Annotated in this window: 12 protein-coding genes; 5 read left to right on the top strand and 7 right to left on the bottom strand. The window is 52.5% G+C overall.

Features of this window, described 5'->3' with window-relative positions:
* Positions 1-75: 75 nt before the first annotated feature.
* The 3 genes from V3O24_RS05740 (at position 76) to V3O24_RS05730 (ending at position 4,580) form a co-directional block, all read left to right on the top strand.
* Positions 76-1,401, top strand: coding sequence for a pyridoxal-dependent decarboxylase (locus tag V3O24_RS05740; protein WP_331306558.1), 1,326 nt, complete (start codon positions 76-78; stop codon positions 1,399-1,401).
* A gap of 113 nt (positions 1,402-1,514) precedes the next feature.
* Positions 1,515-3,563 (top strand): sodium-translocating pyrophosphatase, encoded by a 2,049-nt coding sequence (locus V3O24_RS05735; RefSeq protein WP_331306557.1) that lies wholly within the window; start codon positions 1,515-1,517, stop codon positions 3,561-3,563.
* A 51-nt stretch (positions 3,564-3,614) separates the two neighbouring features.
* Positions 3,615-4,580, top strand: coding sequence for an omptin family outer membrane protease (locus V3O24_RS05730; RefSeq protein WP_331306556.1), 966 nt, complete (start codon positions 3,615-3,617; stop codon positions 4,578-4,580).
* An 89-nt stretch (positions 4,581-4,669) separates the two neighbouring features.
* Here V3O24_RS05730 and V3O24_RS05725 read toward each other — a convergent pair whose 3' ends face one another.
* The gene (locus V3O24_RS05725) at positions 4,670-5,686 is read right to left on the bottom strand and encodes an NAD(P)-dependent alcohol dehydrogenase (RefSeq protein WP_331306555.1); all 1,017 of its coding nucleotides are present in this window, start codon (positions 5,684-5,686) and stop codon (positions 4,670-4,672) included.
* A gap of 217 nt (positions 5,687-5,903) precedes the next feature.
* Here V3O24_RS05725 and V3O24_RS05720 point away from each other — a divergent pair, with 217 nt between their 5' ends.
* Complete coding sequence (locus V3O24_RS05720) at positions 5,904-6,074, top strand: hypothetical protein (protein WP_181049913.1); 171 nt, start codon at positions 5,904-5,906, stop codon at positions 6,072-6,074.
* Positions 6,075-6,482: 408 nt separating this feature from the next.
* Here the strand turns inward: V3O24_RS05720 and V3O24_RS05715 are convergent, their stop codons facing one another.
* The 6 genes from V3O24_RS05715 to V3O24_RS05690 all read right to left on the bottom strand — a co-directional run bounded on the left by V3O24_RS05715 (position 6,483) and on the right by V3O24_RS05690 (position 12,109).
* The gene (locus tag V3O24_RS05715) at positions 6,483-8,159 is read right to left on the bottom strand and encodes an AarF/UbiB family protein (protein ID WP_331306554.1); all 1,677 of its coding nucleotides are present in this window, start codon (positions 8,157-8,159) and stop codon (positions 6,483-6,485) included.
* A 16-nt stretch (positions 8,160-8,175) separates the two neighbouring features.
* Positions 8,176-8,811, bottom strand: coding sequence for a DUF6781 family protein (locus tag V3O24_RS05710; RefSeq protein WP_331306553.1), 636 nt, complete (start codon positions 8,809-8,811; stop codon positions 8,176-8,178).
* A 154-nt stretch (positions 8,812-8,965) separates the two neighbouring features.
* On the bottom strand, positions 8,966-9,943 hold the full coding sequence (locus tag V3O24_RS05705; RefSeq protein ID WP_104424665.1) for a hypothetical protein: 978 nt from the start codon (positions 9,941-9,943) through the stop codon (positions 8,966-8,968).
* A gap of 194 nt (positions 9,944-10,137) precedes the next feature.
* Entirely contained in the window at positions 10,138-11,400 is a 1,263-nt protein-coding gene (locus tag V3O24_RS05700) for an adenosylhomocysteinase (RefSeq protein ID WP_104424706.1), read from the bottom strand.
* Positions 11,401-11,408: 8 nt separating this feature from the next.
* Complete coding sequence (locus V3O24_RS05695) at positions 11,409-11,645, bottom strand: hypothetical protein (RefSeq protein ID WP_331306552.1); 237 nt, start codon at positions 11,643-11,645, stop codon at positions 11,409-11,411.
* Positions 11,642-12,109 (bottom strand): protein-L-isoaspartate O-methyltransferase, encoded by a 468-nt coding sequence (locus V3O24_RS05690; protein WP_331306551.1) that lies wholly within the window; start codon positions 12,107-12,109, stop codon positions 11,642-11,644. Before V3O24_RS05690 ends, V3O24_RS05695 begins: the two co-directional genes overlap by 4 nt.
* 167 nt (positions 12,110-12,276) lie before the next feature.
* On the opposite strand from V3O24_RS05690, the gene V3O24_RS05685 reads away from it, so the two are divergent.
* Positions 12,277-13,302 (top strand): zinc-dependent alcohol dehydrogenase family protein, encoded by a 1,026-nt coding sequence (locus tag V3O24_RS05685; RefSeq protein ID WP_331306550.1) that lies wholly within the window; start codon positions 12,277-12,279, stop codon positions 13,300-13,302.
* Positions 13,303-13,306 lie beyond the last annotated feature (4 nt).

Raw genomic sequence — 13,306 nt, 5'->3', positions numbered from 1 at the left:
CAATGGACTTGAGAAGCTGAACCTGTCTAATAAAACCAAGTTCAAAAGATCGTCAGATTTTAAAAGGAGTTCGCCATGCTTACACGACGTCGTTTTTTAGGTTATGGTGGTGCAGGGATCCTGGCCGTTTCCAGCGGCTGTAGACCGCAACATCTCGATTGGGTGGTAAATCAGGCGGAAGCATCCCCAGAGATAAACCTGTCGCTGGCAGACAAGGCAAAGCTCAAAACGCAGAAAAATCTTTTGCTGGGGTATCCGGTCAATATGAATACGCTGTCCGATGATTTTTTTGCTTGGCGGCGGCAACTGCTCGATGCCGGAATCAATACGTTTGCCTACAATAACGTCGGCAATCCGTTCAAAGACAGCGCTATCCCAAACAATACCCACGATTTTGAACAAGAACTGATCCTGAGATTCGGCAAGTTATACGGATTTCCTCCGGGTAATACCTGGGGCTTTCTTTCACATAGCGGGACCGACAGCAACATGCACGGCATGTACATGGGGCGGACCCTGTTAAAAGGCCGTACCGGCGTGTTGCCGAAAGCTTATTTCACCAAAGAAGCGCATTATTCGATACAGATTTTGCGGGACTTGCTGGGGCTTGAAACCGTTTTGGTCGAAACGCTGCCGGATGGCGGCATGGACCCCAATGACCTAAAGCAGAAGCTGGCCGATAATCCATCTCATCCGGCTTTAGTGATAGCGACGATCGGGACCACTTTTAAAGGCGCTATCGATCAGGTTGACCGCATTCAGGAAGCGTTAAAAGGCTATACCAGTCACCTGCATCTGGATGCGGCATTATTTGGCGGCTACCTGCCGTTTACCGCCCATGCCGGGGAAGTGTCATACCAATCCCAGAGCAACCCGGCTTTGGCCCGATATGATTCGATAGCCGTTTCCTGTCATAAATTTTTCGGTTTTCCATCGCCCGCCGGATTATTCATTACCACGAAAAGCCATTTCGACGAGTTTAATGAGCTTTTCAGTCAAATTCATAATCCCGAATATATCCATCATGTGCCGGGAACGATAACCTGCTCCAGGGATGCCGTAAAACCGGCGGAATTCTATTTCTTTTCAACGCCGTCGGCGATGGACAAACTGGCTGAAGACGCGCGGTCCATGTTGCAGAACGCGGTTTACCTGATGGAACAGATGCAAAGCCATTTTTCCTACCTGCAACCCACACGCGTTAACGATCGATCCAATACTATCTTTTTTAGAAAGCCCAGCGACCGGATTGTGGAAAAATATTCACTGGCAACCATGCATTTGGACATTAATCATCAAAAACAGGAGTATGCGCATGTTGTGGTGATGCCGCATGCAGACCGGAAAGTGCTGACAGAATTTATGACCGACCTGGATAAAGATTCAATGCCATTGAGTTAAGCACAATGACTCCGTAGGAGCGGGCCGCGCCCGCGATATTGAGGCAACCGGCATTTGCTGAGCATGGTGTGCTGGAACTGCTGGTTGCGTGAAATCATTAACCGGGAACCCTTATGCTTGACAACACCTATTCCGTTTTTTTGCCGGAGCATTGGCTTACGCTCTTCGCTCCCGGTGCAGCAATCTGTGCGATTTTGTACGGCTTTATTTCGATTAAGTGGATTAATGCCCAACCTGCCTGTACCGAACAAATGCAGGCTATTGCCGCCGCGATACAGGAGGGAGCCCAAGCCTACTTATCGAGACAATACAAGATCATCGCGCTGGTGGGCATTATTCTGTTCGCGATAATTGCATTCTCGTTAAACTGGGAAACCGCAGGCGGTTTCGTTATAGGATCAACGTTTTCAGCAATGGCCGGTTTTATCGGCATGCATGTTTCCGTGAGAGCCAATGCCCGTACTGCCCAGGCGGCGGCCTACACAGGTATCAACCGGGCCTTCTTGATCGCAATCAGGGGTGGGTCTATTACCGGGATGCTGGTTGCCGGCCTGGGACTGTTGGCCGTCAGCGGCTACTACGAAATGTTGCTGGCAAGCGGTGTCCATGAACCCTTGCAAGCCATGATCGGGGTCGCTTTCGGGGCCTCTTTGATCGCTGTATTCGCCCGTCTCGGCGGCGGTATTTTTACCAAAGGCGCCGATGTCGGCGCCGACCTGGTCGGTAAGTTGGAGGCCGGAATTCCTGAAGACGATCCTCGCAATCCGGCCGTTATTGCCGACCAGGTCGGCGATAACGTCGGCGATTGCGCGGGCATGGGCGCGGATTTATTCGAATCGTACACGGCTTCGATAATCGGAACCATGATATTGGCGGATATTCTGGTGACTGGAAGTAACAACATTCAGCTATACCCTCTCGTGTTAGTGGGCATTTCCATCCTGACGTCCATCGTCGGCATCTTCTGTATCAGGATAGGCATTAATGGAAACATCATCGCTGCGTTGTACAGTGGATTGATTGTGACGGCTGTTTTGACAGTCCTGATCTATTATCCCGTTACTCAATGGCTGCTCGGAGAGACGCTGATTATCGGCGGCAAGACCGTGCCGTCGATAAACCTGTTTTATTCGGCAATTACCGGTTTGGCTTTAATGGCCGCGTTGATGCCGGTGACCGTCTACTATACTTCCAGCGATTACGCTCCGGTCCGTTATATCGCAAAAGCATCAACCACGGGTCACGGCACTAATGTGATCGCCGGACTCAGCGTATCGATGAAAGCAACGGCGGCGCCGATTATTCTGATATGCGCCAGCATGTGGTTATCCTATCAACTCGCCGGTTTGTTCGGAATTGCGATGGCATCCGTCGGCATGATGTCGTTAACGGGGCTGATAGTCGCCATGGATGCCTACGGACCGATTACCGATAATGCGGGCGGCATTGCTGAAATGGCAAAACTGCCTGAAGAAATACGCAAGATGACCGATGCCCTGGATGCCGTCGGCAATACCACGAAAGCCGTGACCAAGGGATCTGACTTGGGTTGCGCAGGATTAGCGGCGTTGGTGCTGTTTTCTGACTATACCACTGAATTGGGAGGTCTGGTTTGCGATCTGGGCGATATTAGGGTCATTCTCGGGTTGTTACTCGGCGCCCTGATCCCCTATTTATGTTCCGCACTGGCTATGGAGGCCGTCGGCAAAGCCGCCGGCGATATTGTGAATGAAGTTCGCCGCCAATTTAAGGAAATTCCCGGCATTATGGATTACACGGCCAAACCGGATTATTCCAGGGCCGTCGATATACTGACGATTTCAGCGATCAAAAAAATGCTGGTTCCGGCCTTGTTGCCGGTATGCATTCCGGTCATCGTCGGCTTTACCTTGGGCAAAGAAGCTTTAGGTGGCGTATTGATAGGTTCGATTATCTCGGGCCTGTGCCTTGCCATTTCCATGAGTGTGGGCGGCGGGGCCTTCGATAATGCCAAAAAATTTATTGAAGCGGGGCATCATGGCGGGAAAGGTTCTCTTGCGCATAAAGCTTCGATTACCGGCGATACCGTGGGCGATCCCTACAAGGACACTGCCGGCCCTGCGGTCAATATTATTATGAAAATAGTCAACATTATCGCCTTGTTGATTGCGCCGTTGTTGTGAGATATTCACTTTAAATAATTATTCGTCCATCGAAAGAAGAGGGCATTCGCCATGAAACGTTTGTTGGCTATTTTAATCCTGTTGACCGCTGTTTCGGCGAGCCGGGCTTCCGGTATGGATCCGGGCGATTCCCCGGACACACCCTGGTCGGTCAACCCGAAGGTCAGGAACGATTTTAGCAGCCACACCTCCTACGAATTCGGCAACCCTTTCCCCCCTTATCAAGCCCCCCTGAGCCGTCTGGAGTTTCCTCTCGATTCGTGGTGGGCCGGCCTCGAGGCGAGGCGGAGCTTTTCGAGGGTTTCTGTCGGCATCGAAGCCATGCGGAATATCTCGGGTGCGGCCGACGGCCCGTTTAAGGATTCGGATTGGGATGATGACGCCAGGCCGGGGGTTAAGACGATTTATTCCGAATCGAACTTACGCCTCGATCCCAGCTACTCGGTTCGGGCCGACGTGGATCTGAAGATCTCGGATTGGGTCGGATTGCCCTCGGGATTCGATCTGCGTCCGGTAATTGGGGGGCGCTGGCAGCGTTTCTCATTTGTCAGCCATGACGGCCTCCAGGTTTATCCGTCGCCGGGAGACACCACGCCACCGATAGCGCTGCCCGGCGACGGGATACGCTTCGAGCAGACCTATTGGCAAACCTTTTTGGGGGTCAAGACAGCCTATGAATGGCGGAACCCGGTTTACGTTTCGAGGCTGGGGGTACGGATGCAGCTGGACTGGGCTTATGTGATAGGAGAAAACGAGGATCACCACATGCTCAGGGAGGGCCGACGCTTCACCTACGAAGAGACGAGGGGTAATGGCTGGCATGCTGCGTTGGGGCTGGACGTCGGCCTGACGCGGCAGCTCAGCGCGAATCTCGATCTGGACTACCTGAAGCTGGACACGTCCGGTTCCCATCGCTGGGTGAATACCGTGTTTGGCGAGGATGAGAGCTCCGGTTACGAGGTCAATGTCTGGTCGCAGCAGTTCGGCATTACGATGGGCCTTAAGTACGCGTTTTAAGACAGTGAAATGCGATTATCAACGAGAGTCGCAAGGGTGCAATGGGCGTTAGCCGTATTGCACCGCATGGTGTGTTTCGGTCAATTCAATCAAACAAAATCCGCATCAAGCACTATGCGGTAACGCGCTTTACCCGACGCCAGATGTTCGAGCGCGTCGTTCACTTTGCTCATCGGGAAATGTTCGACTTGCGGGGCGATATGATGCCGCGCGGCAAACTCAAGCATCGTCGCTATGGCTGTGGGGCCGCCGGTCGGCGATCCCGATACGCTTTTTTGCCCGGAAATCAGGTCAAAGGCGGCAATCGGCATCGGTTCAAGAACCGCGCCTACGACATGCATGCGTCCGTTGGGTTTCAGGGTCTTCAATAGCGCAGGCCAGTCCAGCGGCGTATTGACGGTCACAATTAACAAATCCAGTGAGTTTGCGATTTTTTGCATGTCCCCGCTGTCGCGGCTCGACACGACGCGATGAGCGCCGAAGCCTTTGGCTTCGTCAGTCTTGGCGGGATTAGAGGTGAAAGCGGTTACTTCGCAGCCCCAGGCGTTGGCGAATTTAAGGCCCATATGACCCAGGCCGCCGATACCGACGACGCCGACATGGTCAGTCGGTTTGACGCCGAAGGTCAGCAGCGGCGAGAAGACGGTGATACCGCCGCATAACAACGGGCCCGCTCCGGCAATATCGAGCGCGTCCGGCAGCGGGATTGCCCAGACCCAATGCGCTCTAACCTTGTCCGCAAAACCGCCATGATGCCCGACTATGGTCGGCGCGGCTTCTGCGCACAGGTTGTTGTTGCCGGTCATGCATTGATGGCAGTGCATGCAGCTGCCGGCATTCCAGCCCACGCCGACGCGCTGGCCTATTTTTAGGCCTTTGACTTGTTCGCCGATGCCGACAATCTTACCGACGGCCTCATGGCCGGGAACGGTCGGATATTGCGATATTGCCCAGTCATTATTGATGATCGACAGATCGGAATGGCAAAGGCCGCAATATTCGACCGCAATTTCAACTTCTTCGGGACCCAGCGGCCCGGCATTGTATGAGAAAAGTTCGAGTTTTTGCTTGGGACCGTGCGTGGCCCATCCGCGAGTTTCAGTCATGACGATTTTCCTGTGCGGGTTGGTAGTAAAATCAATATACTCTGATTGGCGTATTTTGTTGCGCTTGCGCGGTTTTTAGAATAAAGCGCGCCGCTTTTTTACCGGAATCAAAGGTAATGGCGGCCGATATTTTGCCCCTTCCGGTCTCTTAGGTACATTTGAATATAAAACCGTTATCAACTTTTATCAGCGCGGTCACTACATCAGGAGTCTCGCCATGACAAAAACTGCTTTTTTTCCAAGGCTGCTCGTTTGCATTTTAGTCTTGATAATATTGATCATTTTACACGTCATACCGCTGCCGATATTGGAGGTGCTGATTTTGTTCGTGATGGTTTTCCGCCCGCGCTGGTTTAAGAATTTGGTTGACCAGATTTATAACGAATAATGGGTGAAAAGGGGATGGAGTATAAATTGATCAAGGAAAAATGCCCCGTAGAACTTGCGTATGATATGTGGGCGTACCCTACGCGGCTTTGCGGGGCGGAATGTCGGACGCCGTTCCCATCGTGGGAGTAACGGTCGGTAACCGTCCAATCCTGGAGTATCGAAAATCTACCCGTCGAGAGGGGAAGAATGGCTGCACTCCAGAACCGTCATGAGGGGGAGGTATGAACGGCTACCGGGGAGCATTGTATTGCCTGAAGCTTTCAAGAACCTTTCAGCGAATGGCACGGTTTTTCATTCCGGGAATTGAACAACGGTGCAAGCGGGGATATGTCGATTTGGAGTGCAAGCTCCTCTGACATGAAATAAAAAACCGCTTATTGGCTTGGATGGTGCGTGGTCTGAAAAATCATTGCCCGCTTTTCCATATGGAAAGCAGCAGCCAGATGCCTCCGATCGTGGCAAACGAGTAGCCCAAAAATCCGAAGGCAGGCAGCCCGAATAGTTCCGGCCCGCCTTTTACGGTCATGATAATCGAAGAGCCGATAATCAGCGCGGCGGTCACGATGCCCATGGTTAACCGGCTGATCGCATTATCGATACTATGAACATATTGGTCGAGACGCCTGACGGTAATATCGACCTGAACGGCCCCTTTCCTGGATGCGCGCAGCAGTTTACGCAGGTCTTTCGGCAAGCTGGATAAAAGATCGGCGACGCTGACCAGGTTGCGCCAGCCCCGTCTGGCAAGCGCCTCCGGCCTGTAACGTTCCATCATGGCTCTCTGGACATAGGGCGCGGAAAAGACCAGCGTATTAAAATCCGGGTTAAGCTGCCTGCCGAGACCGTCCAGGGTGATATAAGTCTTGATCAGCAGGGCGAGATCGGCGGGCAATATCAGTTTATGGTCCCTTAGCAGCGCCATCAAGTCGCCCATCATCGCGGTAAGGCTTAAGTCCTTCAGCGCCAGCGAGCTGTATTGATCGACAAAGGCTTCTATCTCAATGGTGAGCACTTGCTCATCGGTATAAATATTGTCCGACCAGTCTTCCAGTATCTCGGCCACTTTAACCGGCAGGTGATTGGTCATGCCGTACAACAGGCTGACAACCTGTTCCCTGCGCTCCTCGGTCAGGCGTCCGACCATGCCGAAATCGATGAATGCGAGCTTGTTATCCGGCAGATAAAACACATTGCCCGCATGCGGGTCGGCATGAAAAAAGCCGTCTTCTATGATCATCTTAATGACCGCCCGGGTGCCGCGGTCAGCCAGCAGTTTTCTGTCCAGTCCCGCTTGGTCCAGCGCAGCCAGATCCCTGCCTTGAATGCCTTGAATATACTCCTGTACATTGAGCCGTTCGCCGGTCCATTGCCAATAGACAGTCGGAATCTTGATGTTAGGATCGCCGGCCAGATTGGCGGCTACCCGTTCCGCGTTTCTGCATTCGGCGGCGAGGTCGAGTTCCCGGCGTAAGGACTGGTTAAACTGGCGGAGGACTTCTTTCAGATGAAACCTTCGGACTTCCTCTGATTCGGATTCGGCAATATCGATGATGCGCTGCAAAAGGCGTAAATCGGCTTCGATGATTTTGCGCAGGCCGGGCCTGCGGATTTTTAGAATAACCGGCGTTCCGTCTTTCAGCGTAGCCTTGTGAACCTGGGCAATCGATGCCGCCGCAAGGGCTTGTGTTTCGACGTTCAAAAAAAACTCGTCAATGTTGCCGCCGAGATCTTCTTCAAGCTGGGGCAGCAATTCTTCAAAGGGGATGGGGGGCGCCTGATCCTGAAGTTTTTCAAATTCGGCAATATATTGAGGCGGGAATAAATCGACGCGCGTCGCAAGAATTTGCCCTAATTTGACGAAGGTAGGTCCCAGCTCTTCGAGTACGCGGCGCACGCGCTGCGGCGTGTCGAGCTTTGCAAACTCTTCGGCATGCTGCCAATGCAGCACCCGGCCTGCGCTCTCCAATACCTTGCCCATCCCCAGGCTGCGAACAAAGCTGCCGAATCCATAGCGGATTAATACGGTTGCAATATCTTGAATCCTGCCCAGGTCCCTCGCCGCGTTTAACATTTCCCATAACATGCTGCGCTGTTGAACCTTATTTGTTGGAATGGGACGTCTTCAGGCTTTCAGCGATGCCCAATAAAATACCGCTGCCTATTTGCGCCAAAGTGGACGTTGTGGCGACCGTGCTTGAAAGGATGATGTCCTTGCTTATTTTCGGCAAATCTTTCAGCGCATCCAAGGCAATTAAAGTTTGTTCGCCGACCGACGTTCCGTTTTGCCGCGTATGGGCGATAAAATCGCCGATGATGTCGGCAACAACCTGATTACTGTCTTTGGCGACTTTCTCCAGGGTGTCGATAAACATCCCCTCCATATCCTGTATGTCTTTGATGGCATCATTAAAATCATGTTCGGAATACTCGGCAACTTTGGACGCGGCCTCTTCAACAGCCAATGCCGATGCTTCCGCGGCAGTCGCCAACGCATCGTCCAATGCTGTGGCCGCCTGCATAAAGACCTCTTTGCCGTGCTTGCCATGATCGGTCATGCCCTCATTAGTGCCTTTAATGACCGCTTCAGTGACACTTTTGATATTTTCAATATCCAGTTGCCGCTTTGTCAGCGCTTTCAGGGTTATATCCTTAACTTGCTGATGAACATCATCTCCCGATTTAACCGCTGCCCGGACGGCGTCTTTAACATCTTGTTGTTGGTTTGTTTTAGTCATCGTTATTCTCCAGATCAATATGAAAAACTTTTCGTAGATGGTTTTAAAAAAGGAAACTACATTCGATGTAACGTTCTAAAAATATCGTCAATCAGGCCTATACAATGGATGAAAGTCAGACCACCTATTCTATAGATTCATTTTGTACTCAAGATCATGAAGTATCGGGGCTACTCAGTGTATCCGATTCGGAATTGAGGCGGATGCATTTCTCCCTGGCTGAAGCCGGCGCGTACAGAAAATCTTTGCAAGCTGAATTTTCTTTATCGGTCTCACAGGATTTATGTCTTTCGACGATCCAGCGGCGCTGAAAATAGTCTAAAAAAAGATCCGGCATGTTCCACTTTTCCGACTCGAAAAAGTAACTGGTGTCGTGTTTCAGTTCAGACTGCCAATGCAAATAAGGCATTCTTCCTATCGGCTCGGACAGGTAAAAACTGTTAAAAACCTCCAGGGTTTCTGATTTTTTGCGAAGAATAAAGAACAGCGGAACACTGGGTAAATTATCGTAATCATAGGCAAAAACGCCCAATGTGCCGCTGTCCTTCTCATTAATGCGTCCTGCTATATCTTTCAGCGATGTTAAAAACAAGCGGTTATATTGTCTGAACTCCTCGACGCCGAAACCTATTATTTCATTCGCATAGAGTTCCGGCGTGGGGCAATCCTTTAAAATAAGCATCCTGAAATGAACGCCCCTTTTAATGGCGAGTTCAAACTCCCGGCAATAATGCCTGTAACGCGGATCAAAGATGATTAACCAATAAACATAATCGCCGGGATACAGACTGTGCATGATTTCTGAAAAATCCAGTTCTTTCTCGGTTATGCCTAAAAACCCCCGTTTCTTGGCATTGATAACCGTCCCATCGATATATCGGGTCAGTACGCTGTGAAATATCTTTTCGGTTTCTCTACGTTCTTCGGTAGCAATGATCCAGTGATGGAAAAAACCCACTGAAATGACCACCGACGTGAACAAGCCAAACTCAGAGATAATTTTTAGTATCCATGCGTATTCTTTGCTGCCGAGGTCGACAGCTAGAACGCCGAAAATCTTGTAAACGGTAAACCCGCCGAAAATAAGAACCAGCGCGAATAACCACTTCAGGATATTAAGATTTGATGACATCTTTATGACTCCCCCGGTTTAATTACTATCATTCCCACGCTTCGGCGCAGGAATGTCCCCTGGGCGCTCCGATGCGGTAATTAGGGAAGCGCTGAACAAAATGCTTCCGTTCATGATTCGACAGGCTCACCACGAACGGAATCAATACGTTACCGTTCGTCCTGAGCCTGTCGAAGGACTAAATCAGCGCTTCCTTAGGTGCCTTCTTTCCAGGACGACAGATAAGCCTGTTGTTCCGGGCTTAAGCTGTCAATACTGAGGCCCATCGCCGCCAGTTTCATGACGGCGACCCGTTGGTCAATATCCGCCGGCACCGGATGCACGGTGTGCTCAAGGCCGGCGCCGTGCCGCCACAAATAGGCAACGCTCAAGGCCTGATTGGCAAAACTCATATCCATGACCGTTGCCGGATGGCCTTCCGCGGCCGCCAGGTTGACCAGCCGCCCTTCGGCCAGCAGCCGGACGGTGCGCCCGTCTTTAAGCTGATAGGCTTCGACGCTGGTGCGCGGGCGGTGTTTTTTTACGGCCAGCTTTTCCAGTGCCGGAATGTTGATTTCGACATTGAAATGCCCGGAATTGGCGATCACGCAGCCGTCCTTGATGACTTCAAAATGCGCGTGATCCAGCACATGCTTGTCGCCGGTTGCGGTAACGATAAAATCCGAAATAGCGGCGGCTTCAAGCAGGGGCGTCACGCGGAAGCCGTCCATAGCGGCTTCCAGCGCTTTTAACGGATCAACTTCGGTGATGATGACCTGAGCGCCGTGGCCTTTGGCGCGCATTGCGATACCGCGCCCGCACCAACCGTAGCCTGCAACCGTGAAAGTCTTGCCGGCCAGCAGGATATTGGTCGCGCGAATAATGCCGTCCAGCGTGCTTTGTCCGGTGCCGTAACGGTTGTCGAACAGGTGTTTGGTCATTGCGTCATTGACCGCAATGACCGGGAATTTGAGCGCCTTGTCCGCCGCCATCGCGCGCAGGCGAATCACGCCGGTGGTGGTTTCTTCGGTGCCGCCGATCATTTCAGCCAACAAGTCGTTGCGGTTTTTATGCAGTTCGCTGACCAAGTCTGCGCCGTCATCCATCGTCAGTTGCGGATGATGATCCAGCGCCCTGGCTATATGCCGGTAATAAGTGTCGCTGTTCTCGCCGCGAATGGCGAAGGTGGGGATCTGATAATGCCGCACCAGCGCGGCGGCGACATCATCCTGGGTGCTGAGCGGATTGCTGGCGCATAACACCAGCTCCGCGCCGCCCGCTTTCAGGATGCGGGCCAGGTTGGCGGTTTCCGTCGTGATGTGCAGGCAGCCGCTGATCCGCGCACCGGCCAATGGCCGTTCCTCGGCAAAACGATCATGGATGATGCGCAGTACCGGCATTTCAGTCAGCGCCCATTCAATGCGCTCGCGTCCCTGATCGGCCAGCGAAGAGTCTTTAATGTCATGGTGGATATTCATGGTACTGATCACCTGTGTCCTGAATTTAAGGCGGCGCTGTAGTTTGTTTCTTCGTCGTCTCCGCCGGTCAGCGGCACAAAACTGACGCCAAGAATAGTGCGGGTCTCAGTTTCGCCGCTGGCTTTTTTTTCTAAAACCATCAGCTCCTGGTAACTGTAAGGCAATCCCACCGGTATGACCAGCCAGGCGCCGGGGCGCAGTTGGTCGATCAGGGCCGGTGGAATATAAGGTGCGGCGGCGGTCACGATGATGCCGTCAAACGGCGCATATTCCGGCCAGCCTGAGTGTGGCCGTCGCCGGTGCGCACCGTGATATTGCGGTAGCCCAGCTTTTTGAGTCGGCGGCGCGCTTTTTCGGACAGCTCCGGTATGATTTCAAGCGAATAAACCTGCTTAACCAAGTTTGAAAGAACGGCCGCCTGATAGCCGGAACCTGTGCCGATTTCCAGGACGGTATCGCCGGGCTTGGTGTTCAATAAATCGCTCATTAGCGCCACAATATAGGGCTGGGAAATGGTCTGTCCCGAACCGATCGGTGCGGGTCCGTTATCGTAGGCGAGGAAGCGGAAATCCGCAGGTACGAACTCATGTCTCGGCACTTGTTTGATGGCCGCCATGACTCTGTCGTCCAATGCATCCTTGCCGATCAGATGACGGGTCAGGTTAACTTCCATTTCAATATCATTCAACATGCGTTGCAGATCGTTCATTAATTATGCTCCGGGGATGGATTATCGTTAAGCGGGCAGGGGACCGTTTTCTCCAGCAACACGAACCATGATTGCAACATAACGGTGGTGTATTTTCAATTGGAGACATTACTGATAGCTTAGAGCGGAAAGCCGTAGCAGAATCGGAATCAAACGAGGGGGAAGCAATGAAAGCCATGGTATTGAAACAGCTCTGCGATCTTAAAGAAAATCAGGTTCCGCTGGAATTAATGGAGCTACCCGTTCCGGTTCCCGGCGACCGGGAAATCCTGCTGAAAGTCTCGGCCTGCGGGGTTTGCCACACCGAACTGGACGAAATTGAGGGACGGACGCCTCCACTGCGATTACCGATAGTGCCGGGGCATCAAGTGGTCGGGCGGGTCGAAGCGCTCGGCAACAAGGTAAATGTTATTAAAATAGGCGACAGGGTGGGCGTGGCCTGGATTTTTTCCGCTTGCGGCCACTGTAAGTTCTGTTTGGCGGGTAATGAAAATCTGTGTCCGGTTTTTACTGCGACAGGTCGTGACGCCAATGGCGGTTACGCCCAATATATGACGGTTGCGTCGAATTTCGCCTATGCCATCCCCGAGACATTTTCCGACGTACAGGCCGCGCCGCTGCTTTGCGCCGGTGCAATCGGTTACCGCTCGTTGCGTTTGACCGGCCTGAAGGACGGGCAACGGCTGGGACTGACCGGCTTTGGCGCGTCGGCGCACCTGGTGTTGAAAATGGCGCAGCACCGGTATCCAAACAGCGAAGTTTACGTGTTTGCGCGAAGCGCGAAGGAAAGGGCGTTTGCCGAGCAACTGGGGGCGGTGTGGAGCGGAGACACCGTGGAGCGGGCGCCCAATAAACTCGATTGCATCATCGATACCACCCCGGCATGGGAGCCTGTCGTTGAAGCCTTGGCGAACCTCGAATCCGGCGGCAGGCTGGTGATTAATGCGATCCGCAAGGAAGGCGACAAGCACAGCCTGCTGAACCTGGATTATCCCTTGCATCTGTGGCAGGAAAAAGAGCTAAAGAGCGTCGCCAACATCACCCGGCGCGATGTAAAAGAATTTTTGACGATGGCCGCGGAAATGAAGCTCCAGCCGGAGGTTCAGGTGTTTGCATTGGAGCAGGCCAACAAGGCTTTGCTTGAGCTGAAGACAGGGAATATTCGCGGCGCGAAGGTGCTAAAGATTGATTAAATCA

The sequence above is a fragment of the Methylobacter sp. Wu8 genome (assembly GCF_036440755.1).
Taxonomy (GTDB): Bacteria; Pseudomonadota; Gammaproteobacteria; order Methylococcales; family Methylomonadaceae; genus Methylobacter_A; species Methylobacter_A tundripaludum_A.
Note: the sequence above shows the minus strand (reverse complement) of the source record. Positions and strands in the feature narration are given on the sequence as shown.